The following is a 16,912-nucleotide window of genomic DNA, read 5'->3' on the forward strand; positions in this document are numbered from 1 at the left end:
CCACCAAATCTTGAGTTTTACAGCTTGATTACCATATGAATATCTTCAGGCTCAAGCTGATACAGTTCTTCATCCACCTCAGCAGTCAACCGGCTCCCGCAATGGGTATAGAAGTGCACGGCTGACTGGGTTTCGGTAGAGGACACATAGAGGTACTCAGCGCCCCGGCTGATTGCTTCGCGCTTCAATTCATTCATAATGGTTCTCCCTATGCCTTGTCTCCGGTATGCTCTCGACACATACATCAAGTCCACCTGAAGCTGGTTCAGGTCCTGTCCACGGAATTTATATCCTAGAACTCCGAAGCCAGCCAGTCTCGATCCGTCAAACGCACCATATGCATAGCCGCCACCGCGAAGCTGTTCCCGGTACCTGGCCTTAAGCTCCTCTAAATGGTGCTCGTCCCAAGCAGCACATTCGTGCCCTGCCTGAATCTCCCGGACCGTTCCTTCCTCAACCCGATAAACCTTCTCAATATACTCCGAACGGTCAATTTGCGCAATAAGTTCGGCCTCTTCCATACTCAATTCTCTATAACTAATCATATGCTGCCCTTTCCTTTCATGCAGATCAGATCCCTCTCCAGCCTATTATACCATTTGGCGCTATTTCGAACTTAGGTAGGAAGTAATTCTGGAAGTAATTAATAGTTTAGCCCCTGTTATTTACAGGATTATACTCCCATAATTGTTAATATATTAATATACGAAGGGAGGTTTGTAGATATGACCTTTTCAACTACACGCAGACTTACATACAGATCAATGGCTGTAATTGCTGGATTTATTCTAACCCTCTCTGCCTCAGGGGTGGGTTATGCCGCTGAGGCGAACATCACTCAAGTGGGACATGAAGCTGAAGTTAACACAGGAATCGGATTCACTTCTCCAGCTCAGCCGAACACATCCGGCGGATATACAACAGAACCCGGTGAAGGTGGAGTGATCAGCTTACCTAATCCGCCTGGTTCAAAGGATACTATTCATGTAGGCGGGGTCAAGAACAATCCACCTTACACGACTATTCCCGTGTTCACGCCAGGAAGCTTTTATCTGGATTCAACCGAATATTCAATCACAACGGGAGACACGCTGGACACCGTCGCTTTGTTCAAGACCGACTCGGGTTCCGTACAGACGCTGCACGCTCAAGTGTACTACTCCAGTAATCATCCTGATATTGCCCAAATTGATTCCCAAGGCAACATCACAGGAATCCGCCCAGGGTTGGCCCAAATCACAGCTGTGCATGCAGGACTGCAATTTACAGCTTCCGTCCTGGTCGTTAGTCCTTATGCAGCACAATAATTCAACCAAATGAAACAACAGAACTCACCAGATTCCCAGAGGCTGCACTATGTGCAGTCTTTTTTGCTCCTCATTTTCAAGCTATACTTTATCCTCAAATATCTCAATCACACCTCTCTCCCACATGTTATAATGATCAGCGCCGGACAATCCTGTCAGCGAGAACTTAACGAAAGAAGATGAACCAATTCCATGATTGCAGCTATCCTTGTTCAAGTCGTGCTACCTATATTTATATTAATCAGCATTGGTTCCGTGATGCAGTACATATTTCGGCTCGATCTCTACACGCTAACCAAAATCAACTTTTATTTCATAACCCCTGCAGCGGTCTTTATCAGCATGTACAATTCGGAAATGTCGCCTGCGCTCTTCGGCAGCGTAGCCTTATACTATACTTTGTATGTATTGATTCTATATGGTGCCGCTACGCTGGTATCCCGGCAGCGTAAGTTCACCAGAGGCATGAAAGCGGCCTTTACGAACAGTCTCATCCTCGATAATTCCGGGAATTACGGTCTGCCGATTAACACTTTGGCCTTCAAGGGAGATCCCCTTGCCGGTTCCATTCAGGCCCTGATTATGTCGATGAACAGTCTGGTTACCTTCACTTATGGGGTGATCTCGATCCGGGGGGCGAAGGCGGAGGGATTGTACCGTCATGCCATGATTGGATTCCTGAAGATGCCTGTACCCTACGCGCTTGTGCTTGGACTCATTATGCATATATTCAGTATTCCGCTTCCGATGTTCCTCTACCAGCCGCTTCAATACGGCAATCAGTCCATGGTGGCAATCGCACTGCTGACGCTCGGAGCACAGATTATTAAATATCCGCTCAGGCTGGACCGGATGGAAGTCTATCTGAGTGTGGCACTGAGACTGCTGCTCGCGCCTGCCGTTGGCTTCATTCTGATTCTGCTGCTCGGCCTTAAGGGGATACCCGCCCAAGCCCTGCTCATTGCCTCCGGCATGCCGGTTGGCGTTAATACCTCCATTTTGGCGGAGGAATATCAGAATGAACCTGATTTTGCGGCCCAGACGATTCTGATCTCTACGCTGCTTAATGTAATTACCATTACCGGGTTGATCTCGCTGAGTCATTTCGTGGCCTAAGCTAACTCGCAATGTACCCGCATATACACAGCGCAAATAGAGAACAGCCCCGCTTTGGGCTGTTCTCTATTCATTAACGCAAGCTACCATTTCGGATCAATCGTTTCATTCTCCAATGCCTGTAGGCAAAAAATGCATATACCCCCAGGTACGTTGGTATTGTAAGAAGCCCATTCTTAAGCTCAAGCGTATCCCTGAACAGCACAGCCTCAGGATCCGAATCAGGAATAACCTCCATGGTGTGCTGCCAGAACTTAAGCAGGAGACCGTGCTCATCCGTGGATATTCTTCTGGCGGAATGATCCACTCTCTTAAATAAAATCGTGTGATGACCCAGTGGAACAACACCTAGCATATACATTCGCAGTGGATAGGAGCTTCCTTCCGCCCACCTCGGCGGATAACCACCGGTGTCCCTGCTGCGGAACGCCATAAGGGGCGCGCTGACCATTTGAAATGTGGCTGGTGACTGTAAATGCTCCCATAGTCTTTCCGGCGAGATCCCCACTATTCTAGACTTCATTACGAACCGCATGATAATGTCCACTCCGAGGCCAGGATGCCATAGACCACATGGTCATTATAGCGCTCCCCGTTACGCTCAGCCTGCCGGATTACCCCTTCCTCGGTAAAGCCAAGTCTTACCGGAATAGATCTGCTCTTCTGATTGCCTACCCCAGCCCTGATCTCTATTCGATTGAGCCCCAGTTCAGTGAACGAATATTCAATCAAGGCTTGGCAGGAGCGGGTCATGAGCCCCTTGCCTTGGTAAGCCGAAGCTAGCCAATAACCAATGGATGCTGTCCGGTTAGCCTGGTTGATATCCATCAGGGAAATGCAGCCCGCTATCTCACCTTGATATACAATCCCGCAGCTTATGCCTGTTCCACGTGCGAAGACGTCCAGCTGGGATTGAATATAACGCTCTGAATCACTCACCGAATGTGTATCCACAACCCAAGGCAGCCACTCGGCCAGCATTTCTCGATTCTGCTGGGTAAGTTCGAATACCCGGGCAGCGTCCCGGATGCCTAGCAGCTTCAGAGATAAGCATTCATCTATAATGTGCTTGAACATAAGAACCTCCTTGCTCGAAACCGGCTTGTTCATTGTACTTTTATAAGCTGTACTACGAGTTACGTCTCTCGGCCTATAGGCGGCTTACACCGCCTCATGCAGCTCCTTATCTTTAGGCAGGAATACGGTAAGCAGTCCAATTAGAGGCAGGAACGCGCATACCTGCATAACATTCGCAATGCTTGTCGCGTCCGCATAGTGTCCAAGCACGGCGGAGCCAAGTCCGCCGAGTCCGAAAGCAAGACCGAAGAAGAGGCCCGACACCAGACCCACTTTACCTGGCAGAAGCTCCTGGGCGTACACTACAATAATTGAAAAGGCCGATGAAAGAATGAAGCCCGCACACACAACCAGAACCCCCGACCAGAACAAATTGGCGTAAGGCAGCAGCAGTGAGAACGGTGCAGTGCCCAGAATGGACAGCCAAATAATGCTTCTCCTTCCATAACGGTCCGCAAGCGGCCCACCGAAGAAGGTCCCTACAGCTGACGAGGCTAGAAAAGCGAACAAGAACCACTGCGCAGTCTGCTTCGTAATTCCGAAGCCGTCAATCAGGAAGAACGAATAGAAATTCGTAATGCTGACCATGTACACATTCTTGGAGAATACAAGCAGGACAAGAATCGTCATCGCCACGATGACCTTGTTTTTGGATAATGTCCGTCTGCCGCCCGCTTGCCCTGCGGAAGCCTTTTTCCTAGGCTTGAGTTCCTGGGCACTATACCATTTGGCAACCCGGTACTGGATTACGATAGCAATCAGCGCCGCGATACTGAACCAGATTACACTGAACTGTCCAAGCGGAACGAAGATCAGCGCTGTCATTAATGGCCCGAGTGAGCTGCCGAAATTCCCGCCAACCTGAAAGATCGATTGCGCCAGCCCACGCCGGTCTCCTGCAGCCAGATAAGCAACACGGGAGGATTCCGGGTGAAATACAGATGAGCCAATACCAATCAAGGTAACAGCCAGGAGGATGAACAAATAACTTGGCGCGAACGCAAGCAGGACGACGCCCAGCAGTGTGAAGCATACACCGAAAGGAAGTATGTATGGCCTCGGTCTGAGATCGGAATAGATGCCAACAACCGGCTGGAGTACAGAGGCTGTAATGTTCATCGCGAACGTGATCCAGCCGATCTGTCCATATGACAATGACAACGAATCCTTCAGCACCGGAAATAGTGCCGGAATAGCGGACTGCATGGAGTCATTTAGCAAATGGACAATACTTACAGCAAATAATATAGGATATACGGTGGCGCTGTTAACAGCGGACCTAACAACGGCAGCAGCTTTGCTCACCTGTCTCCCTCCCTCTCTAATCGAATATAGTTTAAATGGAATCATCCCACATTTTGGAGGCGATGAAAAGAGGAATTGTATTTATTTCACAATTTTCACAGCTCCCCAAACCGCACACTTCTACCTATATCCTTGAACCGAAATATCAAATACAATAGGTTCAAAGATCTTTGACTTAAAGGTGGTATATGAAAATGAGGCCTTACATCATCTTTGATTTTGACGGCACGCTCGTTCAGTCCAAAGCGTTAGCTATTCAACTTTTTAATCAATTGGCAGCTAAATACGGCGGAAGGAGTATCCGGCATGAGGAGATCCCGGCCTTGTCGGACATGTCGATCCCCGAGAGATTGAAAGTGCTGAAGGTACCTGCTTATAAGCTTCCGGCCTTGTTAATTGAAGGAAAAAGGAAGTACAAAGAGGAAATTGTGTCTCTGCAGCCCGTGAACGGAATTAGGGAGGTATTAAGCGGATTGAAGGAGCAAGGTTACACTCTTGGCATCCTGTCTTCTAATATAGAAGAAAATATTCATAGATTTATAGATCTGCATCAACTGGATTTTTTTGATCATATTCATTCAGCGACTAACCTATTCGGCAAACACAAGGCCCTCTCAAGTATGACCAAAAAACTTGGAATCACTTCAGATGATATTCTGTACATTGGAGATGAGCTGCGCGACATCCAGGCATGCAAGAAGATCAACGCTAAAGTTATAGCGGTCGCTTGGGGATTTGACTCTCCGGCCTTGCTTGCGAGCTCTTCCCCCGACTTTTTATGTCACACTCCTGAAGAATTACTGCTTGTAGACAGGATCTATGAGGGAATTCTCCATTAGCATGAACAATTACATAGATAGGGACACAAAAAAGCAGACCGGAGATGAAGCTCCAGTCTGCCCATGTGTAAGCCTGAACCAGATGAACGGTATTCAAGCCTTCTTAGAAATTAAAATTGTCCGGATCAGGACCCGTGCGCTCATTAAGATTCAGTGAATCTATGGCCGCCATGTCCTCAGGGCTTAATTCGAAGTTGAAGATATCGGCATTGCCGGTAATCCGTTCCTCGTGGACCGATTTCGGGATGGTGATAATGCTGCTCTGAAGATCCCAGCGAAGGACAACCTGTGCGGCGGTTTTGCCGTATTTATCACCAATCGCTTGAATGGTCTCATCCTTCACGACCTTGCCTTGGGCGAGTGGAGACCATGCTTCCACCGCAATGCCTTTCCCGGCACAGAAATCACGAATTTCCTTCTGGCTTAAGTAAGGGTGAAGCTCGATCTGGTTAAGGGCCGGGATGATCTTCGCATCCGCCATCAAATCCTCCAGATGATGCACTTGGAAGTTGCACACGCCAATGGCTCTGGCTTTGCCATCCTGGTAGATCTTCTCCAGCGCCTTCCACGTTTCTTTGTACTTGCCTTTAACAGGCCAGTGAATCAGGTACAGATCCACGTAGTCCAGTCCCAGCTTGCCAAGACTGTCATCGATTGCCGCAAGGGTAGACTCATATCCCTGGTCCGCATTCCATACTTTGGTTGTAATGAACAGCTCATCACGCTTGAGCCCATTCTCTTGCAGGGCTTCACGGATAGCTTGTCCTACACCTTCCTCATTCTTATATGCTGCAGCGGTATCAATACTGCGGTAGCCGTGACGAATCGCGGTCTTCACCGAGCTTACAACCTCGTCTCCATCTTTGACCTGCCATACGCCAAGGCCAAACCAAGGCATCTCTACACCGTTATTTAATCTGACTGTATCTTGCAGGTGGTTCGGCATAAGTGTAAATCCTCCTTAGATTGTAATTGCTTAGTTAACTCATGAATATTATAGGCAGCCATGCCTTGAAAGAAAAGAAGGCACATATTTGATACTTACCCAATCGAAGGGTAATATTCCCTTTGGAAGTCTGTTTTTATGACTAATACAACTGGTTGCTGGAAATCGCCTGCCGCAAGACAGCTATCTCAGCCTGGGTCATCTCATACCCGGCAAGCTCACCTGCCGCCTCAGGAGGAATCACACCCGCAAGCACGAGGCACCATAACATCCGCAAAATGTACTTATCCATCGGCTCAACAAATGCCGCTTCGGCAAACCCATCAATCCGCGCAGATAAGTCCATGAATTTAACATAATTACCCTCTTTGTAAGCCTGGATCAGGTCGGCCTGTATATTAGGGAAGGCAGCTCCGAGTCCAACCAGCGCACTCTTTGCTCCGCGCATGAGAGAATATCCGAACATCCGGTCCTCTCCGGTGAGATTCAGCTTGTCCGGAAAGTGATTCATTAGCAAGGTGGAGACATCCTGCATGGTCATAACACTGTCCAGCGTGGCCAGCTTGATCCCGATCACTTGGGGCAGCTTCAGCAGCCGCTCAAGTACCTCAGTCGTGTATTTGATCCCTCCAGCCTGCTCATACAGGTAGAATAGAATCAACGGATATCCTTGATCCGCAAGACTCTGATGATAGGCAATAATGGCTTCATCCCGCTCAGCTGCCGGGAGATCACGGAAGATGACCGGCGGGAAGACCAGCAGGGCGTCTGCCCCCCAGCCCATTGCATCGGCAGCCATCGCGTGGCTTGAAGATAACCAGCTCTTAACACTCTCTTCTCCCTGCAATGATGAATCAATAAGTGAACCCACACCTGCAACAATCGTCTGCTCAGGCTTAAGTGCGCTCCTCCAGCACCGGATTATGTATTCCCTCTCGGGTCTTGTCAGCTGAAGACCTCTTCCGGTATGCACCCAAAGGGCAACCCCAAGAATTCTCTGCGCGGCCATATACTGCGCGTACTTCTCGTGAGCTTCCGTATGGATGCTTCTGTCCGCCGAACGTGGAACAGGAACAGCCGGAATGATTCCCCCAGTTAACTGTTCCCTGATCTGTTTATAGTCCCGCATATGTGCCCCCTATACCATGTACAGAAAATATTCCTTGCCTTTGTTCCGGTACCAGGAAGCCATATCACCGAACCGGATAATGCCATCCGGACAGTCAACCTCCTGATGGTCTCTCAGATGCAGCATCCAGGTGATCAAGCCTTCGGAAGGGTGAAAATACAGCTCATGCAGCGCACGCTCAGTCTTGCTCCCTGTGCGCATCCCGAAGGTGGAATTCGGCCGCTGGAAAATGGTATGCATCTGTACGCTCTCCGCCCCCCGCAGAGCATATTCCACAACCATCCTGCCGGAATTCACATTCCCTGTCCCGGATAATGGGGGGATCGGTCTCTTCAGCTTGCCCTGAATCTCCAGCTTGCGCAGCCTGGACAGGATTCTCAGATTGCGAGTGCTTAAGTCCGGCCCGCCATAGGCGGCTCCTGCCCTGCCCAGGAATTTGAGGTGTGAATCATACAGCCGGTTCGCATATACCACATAATCCGGCCTGACCAGCCCTTCTTCCAGAAGGTACCGGAACGACTCCAGCTGGAACCTGTCATCGAACATCGTATTCATCAGCTTCACACCAAGCTGAATGTCGCCACCGGGAACCGAGGTTTTAATCAAGTGGGGAACTTGTCTGAGCCATTCGAGCACGCTGCTCTTCTGGCTTGCGAGACCGGAGCCCGCTACCGTCGGACTGAAGTCCTTCTCCATTTGGAGCGGTCCAGTCCCGCCGGCTTCCTTCCACACCTTGTATAACATTTGGGTCGTATACCGGTATTCATCAAGCTGATAACCGGAGTCGGGCGAGCTCGGCAGGTGATACTTGCAAGAAGGAACGATGACCGTTCCGCGAGGTTGTCCTGCTTCCAGAGCCGACCGGTAGAATTCCAGATAGGCGTCCAGGGTACCGTACCATCCCCTCCCCCGCCAGGTCACATTCCATCCAAGCTCTCCCGTCTCCTTGCCGGTGATCTGATTCACCACCATCCGGGTCTCCTTAACGGCCCATTCGTTCATAGACCGCTGTCCCAGCGGGTTCTCGGCAACTACGGTCTTCAGGACCACGAAGCCGAGCCCGGCCTTTGAATCAGCCCGGACCTGATCCACATTCACCGACAGCTGCCCGGATGCCTTGCCAAAAGGGTTTCTAATGGTAACAGTGCCATATCTGGATGAGACATCTACTCCATAACGGTCCAAAATATACGCTTCAACCTGGTCAGGCATGCCTTCCCGGAAGCGGTCATAATCCGCCTCAATCCGGGATACCGTCTCTCTGCCTAGAAGCGGCTTGATCGGTAAGATAGGCCCATTCATCATCTTCAACCTCCTAATGTGATCAAGGTCATTGAAGACTCTATTCCACACTTTACAAGCAGTCTCCTGTTCCCGAGGAGGATTTTTTCACCTGGAATTTTGAATTAAGACTTCAATCCTTCTGTTATCCTGAGTGTAAAATCAGCCAGAAACGCCGCGCCATGCACAAGAGCCTTCTCATCAATTGTCATACGGGGATGATGAAGCGGATATTCACCCCGCACACTGCCTCCGGCACCCACGAGCAGAAAGGCCCCGGGTACCTCGTCCATATAATAGGCCATGTCCTCACTCGTCATCTGCGAATACGGCAGATGAACAACTGTAACTTCGGCTGATAATTCATGCAATGCTTCCTCAGCCCATCGGATCAGCTGCGGATCATTCACCGTTGGAGGATAACCGTAAGTGTAGCTAACCTCAGCCCGGCCATTCATCCCCGCCGCCACGCTTGCGGCCAGCTCTTGAATCCGCTTCGCCATTCGCGCGCGAGTATCCTCACGGACTGCACGAACTGTACCTTTAATCTCCACCTTGTCGGCAATAATATTAGGCAGGCTGCCACCCTGTATGGAACCCATACTGAGCACAACCGGGTCCGCCGGATCACTCTCCCGGCTGATCAGTGACTGCAGCACGGTCATCACATGCGCGGCAATCAGAATCGCGTCAACGCCCTGATGCGGAGCCGCGCCGTGCCCGGCAGTCCCGTGGACCGTGATATTCACATGGTCCATACTTGCCATAATGGTGCCCGGGCGGAGGCCGATATGGCCGGTAGGCAGATCCGGCCACAGGTGCAAGCCGACAATCGCATCCACCCGCGGCGAGTCCAGCGCCCCCGCTTTAATCATATGCCGGGCACCGCCCAGCATTTCCTCTGCCGGCTGAAAAATAAACTTCACCGTCCCCGCCAGCTCCCCGCGGAGGCCGGTCAGGATCTTGGCTGCGCCAAGCAGCATTGCCATATGCCCATCGTGGCCGCAGGCATGCATCCGGCCTTCATGCAAGGAGGCGAAGGGAAGTCCTGTCTGCTCCTTAAGCGGGAGAGCATCCATGTCAGCGCGAAGCGCTATAACGGGGCCCGGCCGGCTTCCTTCAAGCAGTGCCGTGATGCCCGTACCGGCAAGTCCGGTCTGCACAGACAGACCGAGCTTGCCCAGCTCGCCGGCCACATAAGCCGAGGTCAGCACTTCTTCAAAGCCTAGCTCGGGATACTGGTGCAAATGACGGCGTATTGCCGTAAGTTCTTCACTTAGTGACAGGGCTGTTGTCCAAATGCTCTCTCTAGTCATGGCCTGCTCCTTCCAAGGTTATATGATAGATTTGCCGCGGTCTGCCGCGGCCTGCCGGCTGCTCTTCCCCGACAATCCGGGCAATCTCGAACTTCTCAAGCACCGCCATGATCCGCCGGGCACTGCGCAGAGTAATGCCGAACCCTTCGGCCAGCTGGGAAGCCGTGAACGTGGTTGTCCCGAGTCTGTTGCAGAAAGACTGGAGCTTGTTGATCGTGCCCACGCTTAAGCCCACTTTCTTGGCGATGGACAGCAGCTGCGGATCCTCACTACGGACCGAATATTCAAGAATCAGCTCGGATCCCATAGGTCCATACACGAGGCCATCCTGCATGATCAGGAAGCAGTTCCCGCCTCCGCTCAGCTTTGCCTTAAGCAGCGCTTCCCTGGCTTTGCCTTCCGCTTCATTCGCAGTTCGGCCGATTCCAATTCCGATGCTTGCTTTCCACTGAAGCTTCTCCATTATTTCGAGCAGGAGCGGCGCTTCCTGGAACCTTTTGGTCGTCTGTTCGATGATCCCCCGGGTTGTGATGAAGGAGACCTCGTCCCCGTCCGTCCATTTTATCAGAGCCTGCGTCTCCTCCCCGTAATCCAGCAGAATCTGCTGAAGCACAAGTTTTTTGCGCTGAAGCTCATATTCGGAGGCAACTTCTTTGGATACCTTCATAAAATTATCAATGTTCATAATCCCGACAGCAATCTGGGTACTGCTGAACTTGAGACTCTTCGCCTCAAGCAGCGCCCGGTTCAGGGTGTCCCTGATCGAGGAAAGGGTTGGAACCACCCTGTAGACAGGAACACCCAGCTGCCTGAGACGCTCATAGACCGACGTAACCGAGGTCACCGTAACCTTGACCTTGCCTTCTCTCCACAGCTGATGATGGAAAGAAACCAGCTCTTCGGTCTCGATGCCTACCTTATAGGACTTCACGTAGAGCTCATAGTCGGTGATGCCGATCTCGGTCAGCCGCTCTTCAATCTCCTCCCGGTCGAGGACATCCACACTGATCTTAAGCCCGCTCTCATTCAAGTGAAGGACTTCGTCCCGAATGAAATCGAACAGCACTTTATACAGCGCAGTTCCGGAGTAAGTGACGTGCACCATGGGTTTATCCTTAATTAGCCCGAGGGCGATCTGATACGGGATAGGACCGGTGAACAGAAGAATATCCGCCAGCGTTCCCACCTCTGCCGCGAGCTGAAGAGTATCTTTTTCATGCTGATACGCTGCTGGGAGCATCGTTAGTCCCTCATACTTTGACCCAAGCTCCATAACCGTCTGAACTAAATCCTGAGGACCAATTACGGCTACTTTTAAATTCAGGGTCATGCTGATCACCTCCATGTCTATTTACGAAAGAACATGGTGCAGGTAAGTCCGAATCTCTGCGAGAGAACGACTGGCCAGGCTGAGGCTTGAATCACCAAAATACTCAAATGAAATATAACCGGCATAACGGGCTTCGAGAAGCTCAAGGATCAGACCTTGATGATCACAATCCCCTTGAAGGACCGGAACAGGCTTACTGAGATTCCAGTTACGGTGATCCCAGATATAGTTCTTGAAATGCACGTGGGATATCCATGGGCTGAGCTCACCCAGGACAGGCACAGGATCCTGACGGTCTACAAAAAGATTGAACGGATCATAGATCAGCTCCAGCTTACCTGGCCCAGCCTCCTGAATAATTGCTTTGATCCGGTCCAGGCGGTCCGCATACGTGTTGTTGTGAATTTCAACCGCTAACCGGATTCCGGCGAAGGCGCAGCGGTCTGAAGCTTCCCGAAGCCCTTGCATCGTCCGGTTCCACTCCTCCACGCCCGCATGGGCCGAGGGCACATGCCCGGCGAAGGTTCGGATCCGCGGGCTCCCCACACCCTGTGCGAGTTCGGCCGCCCGCTCAAGCTGAACGAGATCTGCGCCGATATCTTCCGCACTTTTGGACAAATACGTATAAGATGCTATGGCTGGAACCTCGAGCCCACGAGCCGCAAGAAGCTCACGGGCCTCCTCCAGGCTCCCCCCCTGTCCAACAAAATCCTCAAGATGCTGTGACCACAGCTCTACTCCATCCTGAGAGAGATTCTTCGCGGCATCAAGCACTTCTACCAAAGGCATTGATTTCAGGCCAGTTGAACAAATGCTGTACTTCCACCGGGGCGATTCAGGATTACTCAAGGAACTGCTCACCTCCTTGCGCGTCCGAGGCATATATAGCTTCGATCGCGGCAATGACGGATCGGGCGTAAGCTCCGGAGCTCTCCGGTTCCTGTCCGGTTCTGATTCCCTCAAGTAAATCCCTGAATTGGAGAACGAAGGGGTCTTCCTCCTCCTGTTCCCCTGGATTATAGGGCTCATACTGTCCATGCCTGGAGATCCACAGCCCCTTGCCGGAGATAAGTCTGGCCATCCCCTGCGTGAAGATCAGATCTGTAGTGTCGCCAGACACTCCTTCGTACCCGGACTGAACAATGGTGGCAGGCAAGCCGTTCGAGGTCCGCAGGAAGACCATTCCGCTGCCTTCCACATCTCCTCGGGGTCCGGAATAACTAAGTGCGGCGTGGACACGGGCAACCCGGCTCCCGGTGATAAACTGGATTTTATCGATGGAGTGGGCACCCAGATTCATCATAATACCTCCCCCAGATTTCGCTTTCTCAAAAAACCACGCCGGACGATCCTCCTTATAGTAATGAAGATGACGCGTGTCCTGGATCGCGATAAGTTCTCCAAGCTCCCGCCCCGCAACCAGCTTCTTCGCCTGAATATTGGCCGGCAGATAGTGCTGGGTATGACCTACAAGAAGGGTAACCCCCGCACGGCTTGCCGCTTCAATTATGTCATCGCATTCCCTTACATTCAGAGCCATCGGCTTCTCCAGAAGCAGGTGACAGCCCTCGCCGCAGCACCAGATCGCACATTCCTTATGGAGGAAATGAGGAACCGCGATAACCACGATATCGGGCTTCTCCTGCCGGACCATCTCACGATAATCCGCGTACGCGTTGATTCCATACTCTTCAGCTAACGCGGTTCTTTTGGACAGATTCGGATCAGCCACGGCAACGGCATCTATCTCCGGCATCAAGTTGATCGCGTCCAGATGGTTCCGAGAGATAATGCCTCCTCCGATTACAGCTGCCTTGAAGCTCATGCCAGGTTCCTCCCTTTTGCTTACTTGACTCCGGCAGAATTGCTGCCTTGGACGAAATATTTCTCAGCGAACAGGAATACAAGCAGAATCGGGATGAGACTCAGCAGCGCGGCAGCAACTACGTACTGCTCGCTCCCGTTATATTGACCACCGAGAGACAGAATTCCGATCGGGAGCGTATAATTCTCTTTGGAAGTCAGGAAGATGGCCGGCGACAGGATCTCATTCCATTTCGTCATGAAGGTGAATACCGCAAGTGTCGCGAAGGTCGGCTTGCACATGGGAATGAAGATTCTCCAGTAGATCTGGAATGGATTGCAGCCGTCCAGCTTGGCGGATTCCTCATAATCCTTGGGGATGGCGAGGAACGCCTGGCGCATCAGGAAGATGCCGAACGGCTGTGCCAGCCACTCGATCAGCCACAGCGGGGTAAGCGTATCGAGCATCGCCAGATTTTGGAAAATCACGAACTGCGGGATGATCAGAACTACCGCAGGAATCATCATTGTCCCAAGCACGACCATGAACAGGGTGTTGCGGAACGGGAATTCGATTCGTGCAAATGCATAAGCCACCATCGAGCAGGAAAGGAGCCCCCCGATCACGGATAAAACAGTAACGATCGCGCTGTTAGAGATATATTGCGAAAAAGGGCCCAGCTTCCAGACCTCACTGTAATTGCTCCACTGTACCGGATTGGGTATCCATTTAGGAGGTATAGAGGTGAATTGCGCATATGTTTTCAACGAGTTGAATACGGTGGACAGAAAGGGTAGCAGCATAATCAAAGAGCTGATGGTCATGACAATATAACTAACAGTTTTGCGTAACTTGGAATGGCTCATATTCGGAACCGCCTCCTTGCATTGTCTGTAGTCAAGCGCTTATTCATAATGCACCCACTTCTTCTGAAGAGTGACCTGTACAATGGTTAGGATGAACAGAAGCACGAACAGCACCCAGGCGATCGCGGAAGCATAACCCATCCGCATGAAAGAGAAGCCTTCGCGGTACAGATAAATCATGAGCACAAGGCTTGAATTGTTAGGGCCGCCCGCAGCCGTGGCATCCTGAGCCCCACCCGTCATGACATAGATTTGCTCAAATGCCTGGAAGGTGGAGATCGTACTGAGCACAACAACCAGAAAAGTGGTCCCCGATATCAGTGGGACGGTAATATTCAGAAATTTCCTGAAAGTTCCGGCTCCATCAATCTCAGCCGCTTCGTATACATCTGAGGGCACATTTTGCAGCCCTGCCAGGAAGATGACCATAATGTAGCCGATCCCTTTCCACACCGCAATGAGGACCAGAAGCGGGATTACCAGCTGAGGATCTTGAAGCCATGTCTGCGGGTCGAGGCCCATCCGGGTCAGGAAATCATTCGCCAGACCAAAACGCGTGTTGAAGAATGCATCCGACACATACAGAATAACCGTCCAGGAGGAAATTACCGGCAGAAAGTGGGCTAGCCTGAACAGCTTGAGACCCCTGAGCTTTTGATTAAGCGCCGAGGCTAGAATCAGTGCCAGAATGGTCTGCAGGGGAACAAACAGGACAGCGAAATAAAGCGTATTGCCAAGTGCCTTCCAGAAAATGGGCTCATTAAAGAGCTTCGTGTAATTGTCTAGTCCCGTCCATTTCGGCGGGTTGAGGATATCATATTCCGAGAAGCTGAAATACAGGGAGGCTATCAGTGAGCCCAGCACAAATACGATGAAATGAACCAGGTAAGGGGCAACCATCAGAAGTCCCCATTTTCCGTCAGAGTTCAGTCTCTTTCTACGCCGGCGAACCGGATTCTTAACTTCCGTAGGTGCAAGTTCCGTATTTCCCATCACGTTCCCTCACTTTCTCCAGCATCCGGCCTAACCGGATGTCTAGTGAAGTTATATGGACAGAATGTTTCATAGATTCTTACGTTTAAATGGATACGGGCAGCCCCGCCACATCAAGTGGACAGGACCGCCGTGTATCCGCTCTGATCAGATTAATTACTTCTTGTAGAATTCGTTGAGCACCTGCTGAACATCTTTATCCGCTGTGGATAGAGCCTGATCTGCCGGAATTTCACCTTGGAATGCACGGTTAATGCTTTCATTGAATTTGCCTACCCACTCGCTCCATACCGCATTGACATCCAGCGTACCCGCGAATTCAAAGCTGTCCAGGAACGCTTGCTTGTTGGCAGGCTTGCCGTTCAGGAACTGCTCGGAGTTCGCCACAGATTTCTTGACCGGAACAGCTTCACCGAGTGAAGCCCACTCTTTCTGAGCTTCATCCGTAGTTGCCCAGAATTTCACCCATTCCCAAGCGGCGTCGCCGACCTGGTTCTCGGCCTTCTTGTTAATCACCCAGCTGTTCGCGATGACTGGAGAGAAGCGTTTGCCGTCTGGACCTTTTGGCAGAAGTGTAACATCATAGTTCAGGCCGGCATTGTTCGCATCCATCGTGCGCGCGTAGATCCCGATCCGCATTGCGGCTGCCTTGCTCGGGAACGGCGCCATATTGCTCTGGAAGCTCTTCAGATCAGCAGGAGTTGGAAACAGGTGGCGGTTCATCCCATCCACGATCCAATCCAGTGCCTTCTTGTTCTCTGGCGAGTTAATAATCGACTTCTGCAGCGTAGGATCAAGCACACCCCCGCCAAAGGATTTCAGAACAGGCATCCAGCCTTCTGTGATACTGAAGAACGTTAGTCCATATTCCTTCACCTTCTTGCCGTCGAACGCGGCATCTGTAGCATATTTACCATTGGAGTCCAGCGTCAGCTTCTCGGCAGCCGCCTTCAGATCATCCCAGGTCCAGTCCGTGGTCGGATAAGCAACCTTCGCCGCATCGAACATGTCTTTGTTATAGTAGAGAACGCCTATTTGAATTCCTTGAGGCACACCCCAATATTTGCCGTTGGTGTCTTTATTGAAATCGAGACCATAGTATTCATCATGCTTCAAATCCTTGCCGATTAGATCCGTGAGGTCCTTGAGTGCGCCGCGCTCAGCATATTTAGGGACCAGTACTCCATCTGACAGCCACACATCAGGTGCGTTGCCTGCGGCAATCTGAGTATCCAACTTCTGGAAGAATTGTCCATATGGTGAGGATTCAGTCTTCACTTTAATGTTCGGATGGGAATCCTGGAACTTCTTCACCAGTTCCTGCATCTTAGCATCGGTCTGAGCGGAAGAGTAATAGCCAAGTCTTAGCTCCACTTGTTCTTGTACGGCCTCTCCGGAAGGAGTGACTTCTTTCTCCTTATCACTGCTTGAGCATGCTGACAACAGGATGGATGAGAACAAAAGCACAGCAAGGATCAAAGCTCCGCGTTTGAATGCCAGATGTTTCATGATAAGCCCCCTTAATTAATTTTATAAAGAAAAGTAATCACCTTTTCTGGAAGCAATTACTTTCTCTTATAATATTAAAACTACCTAGTTCAAC

Annotated in this window: 17 protein-coding genes; 3 read left to right on the forward strand and 14 right to left on the reverse strand. The window is 51.0% G+C overall.

What is annotated here, in order from left to right:
* Positions 1 to 17: 17 nt before the first annotated feature.
* Positions 18 to 545, reverse strand: a complete 528-nt coding sequence (locus LDO05_RS11245) for a GNAT family N-acetyltransferase (RefSeq protein WP_251375492.1) — start codon at positions 543 to 545, stop codon at positions 18 to 20.
* 180 nt (positions 546 to 725) lie between these two features.
* On the opposite strand from LDO05_RS11245, the gene LDO05_RS11250 reads away from it, so the two are divergent.
* Together LDO05_RS11250 and LDO05_RS11255 are read left to right on the forward strand one after the other, a co-directional pair.
* Positions 726 to 1,307, forward strand: coding sequence for an Ig-like domain-containing protein (locus LDO05_RS11250; RefSeq protein WP_251375493.1), 582 nt, complete (start codon positions 726 to 728; stop codon positions 1,305 to 1,307).
* 192 nt (positions 1,308 to 1,499) lie between these two features.
* Positions 1,500 to 2,423 (forward strand): AEC family transporter, encoded by a 924-nt coding sequence (locus tag LDO05_RS11255; protein ID WP_251375494.1) that lies wholly within the window; start codon positions 1,500 to 1,502, stop codon positions 2,421 to 2,423.
* A 73-nt stretch (positions 2,424 to 2,496) separates the two neighbouring features.
* Here the strand turns inward: LDO05_RS11255 and LDO05_RS11260 are convergent, their stop codons facing one another.
* The 3 genes from LDO05_RS11260 to LDO05_RS11270 form a co-directional block, all read right to left on the reverse strand.
* Positions 2,497 to 2,946: a hypothetical protein gene (locus LDO05_RS11260; RefSeq protein ID WP_251375495.1), complete on the reverse strand. Its 450-nt coding sequence runs from the start codon at positions 2,944 to 2,946 to the stop codon at positions 2,497 to 2,499.
* Positions 2,946 to 3,500: a GNAT family N-acetyltransferase gene (locus tag LDO05_RS11265; protein WP_251375496.1), complete on the reverse strand. Its 555-nt coding sequence runs from the start codon at positions 3,498 to 3,500 to the stop codon at positions 2,946 to 2,948. Before LDO05_RS11265 ends, LDO05_RS11260 begins: the two co-directional genes overlap by 1 nt.
* 84 nt (positions 3,501 to 3,584) lie before the next feature.
* Positions 3,585 to 4,805, reverse strand: coding sequence for an MFS transporter (locus LDO05_RS11270; RefSeq protein WP_276575507.1), 1,221 nt, complete (start codon positions 4,803 to 4,805; stop codon positions 3,585 to 3,587).
* A 194-nt stretch (positions 4,806 to 4,999) separates the two neighbouring features.
* Here LDO05_RS11270 and LDO05_RS11275 point away from each other — a divergent pair, with 194 nt between their 5' ends.
* The gene (locus tag LDO05_RS11275; RefSeq protein ID WP_251375498.1) at positions 5,000 to 5,644 is read left to right on the forward strand and encodes an HAD-IA family hydrolase; all 645 of its coding nucleotides are present in this window, start codon (positions 5,000 to 5,002) and stop codon (positions 5,642 to 5,644) included.
* A 103-nt stretch (positions 5,645 to 5,747) separates the two neighbouring features.
* Here the strand turns inward: LDO05_RS11275 and LDO05_RS11280 are convergent, their stop codons facing one another.
* The 10 genes from LDO05_RS11280 to LDO05_RS11325 all read right to left on the reverse strand — a co-directional run bounded on the left by LDO05_RS11280 (position 5,748) and on the right by LDO05_RS11325 (position 16,818).
* The gene (locus LDO05_RS11280; protein ID WP_251375499.1) at positions 5,748 to 6,590 is read right to left on the reverse strand and encodes an aldo/keto reductase; all 843 of its coding nucleotides are present in this window, start codon (positions 6,588 to 6,590) and stop codon (positions 5,748 to 5,750) included.
* 142 nt (positions 6,591 to 6,732) lie between these two features.
* Entirely contained in the window at positions 6,733 to 7,719 is a 987-nt protein-coding gene (locus LDO05_RS11285) for a dihydrodipicolinate synthase family protein (RefSeq protein WP_251375500.1), read from the reverse strand.
* A 9-nt stretch (positions 7,720 to 7,728) separates the two neighbouring features.
* Positions 7,729 to 9,024: a beta/alpha barrel domain-containing protein gene (locus LDO05_RS11290; RefSeq protein ID WP_251375501.1), complete on the reverse strand. Its 1,296-nt coding sequence runs from the start codon at positions 9,022 to 9,024 to the stop codon at positions 7,729 to 7,731.
* A gap of 101 nt (positions 9,025 to 9,125) precedes the next feature.
* Positions 9,126 to 10,316 (reverse strand): M20 metallopeptidase family protein, encoded by a 1,191-nt coding sequence (locus tag LDO05_RS11295; protein WP_251375502.1) that lies wholly within the window; start codon positions 10,314 to 10,316, stop codon positions 9,126 to 9,128.
* Positions 10,309 to 11,646 carry a helix-turn-helix domain-containing protein gene (locus LDO05_RS11300; protein WP_251375503.1) on the reverse strand — a complete coding sequence of 446 codons (1,338 nt, stop codon included), beginning with the start codon at positions 11,644 to 11,646 and terminating at the stop codon, positions 10,309 to 10,311. Before LDO05_RS11300 ends, LDO05_RS11295 begins: the two co-directional genes overlap by 8 nt.
* 21 nt (positions 11,647 to 11,667) lie before the next feature.
* The gene (locus tag LDO05_RS11305; protein WP_251375504.1) at positions 11,668 to 12,495 is read right to left on the reverse strand and encodes a sugar phosphate isomerase/epimerase family protein; all 828 of its coding nucleotides are present in this window, start codon (positions 12,493 to 12,495) and stop codon (positions 11,668 to 11,670) included.
* Entirely contained in the window at positions 12,488 to 13,471 is a 984-nt protein-coding gene (locus LDO05_RS11310; RefSeq protein WP_251375505.1) for a Gfo/Idh/MocA family protein, read from the reverse strand. The genes LDO05_RS11305 and LDO05_RS11310 overlap by 8 nt, the downstream gene beginning before the upstream one ends.
* A gap of 20 nt (positions 13,472 to 13,491) precedes the next feature.
* Positions 13,492 to 14,316, reverse strand: a complete 825-nt coding sequence (locus LDO05_RS11315) for a carbohydrate ABC transporter permease (protein ID WP_251375506.1) — start codon at positions 14,314 to 14,316, stop codon at positions 13,492 to 13,494.
* 39 nt (positions 14,317 to 14,355) lie between these two features.
* Positions 14,356 to 15,309 (reverse strand): carbohydrate ABC transporter permease, encoded by a 954-nt coding sequence (locus LDO05_RS11320; protein WP_251375507.1) that lies wholly within the window; start codon positions 15,307 to 15,309, stop codon positions 14,356 to 14,358.
* Positions 15,310 to 15,465: 156 nt separating this feature from the next.
* On the reverse strand, positions 15,466 to 16,818 hold the full coding sequence (locus LDO05_RS11325) for an ABC transporter substrate-binding protein (protein WP_251375508.1): 1,353 nt from the start codon (positions 16,816 to 16,818) through the stop codon (positions 15,466 to 15,468).
* Positions 16,819 to 16,912: the final 94 nt, after the last annotated feature.

The organism is Paenibacillus sp. YPG26, from assembly GCF_023704175.1.
Classification (GTDB): domain Bacteria; phylum Bacillota; class Bacilli; order Paenibacillales; family Paenibacillaceae; genus Fontibacillus.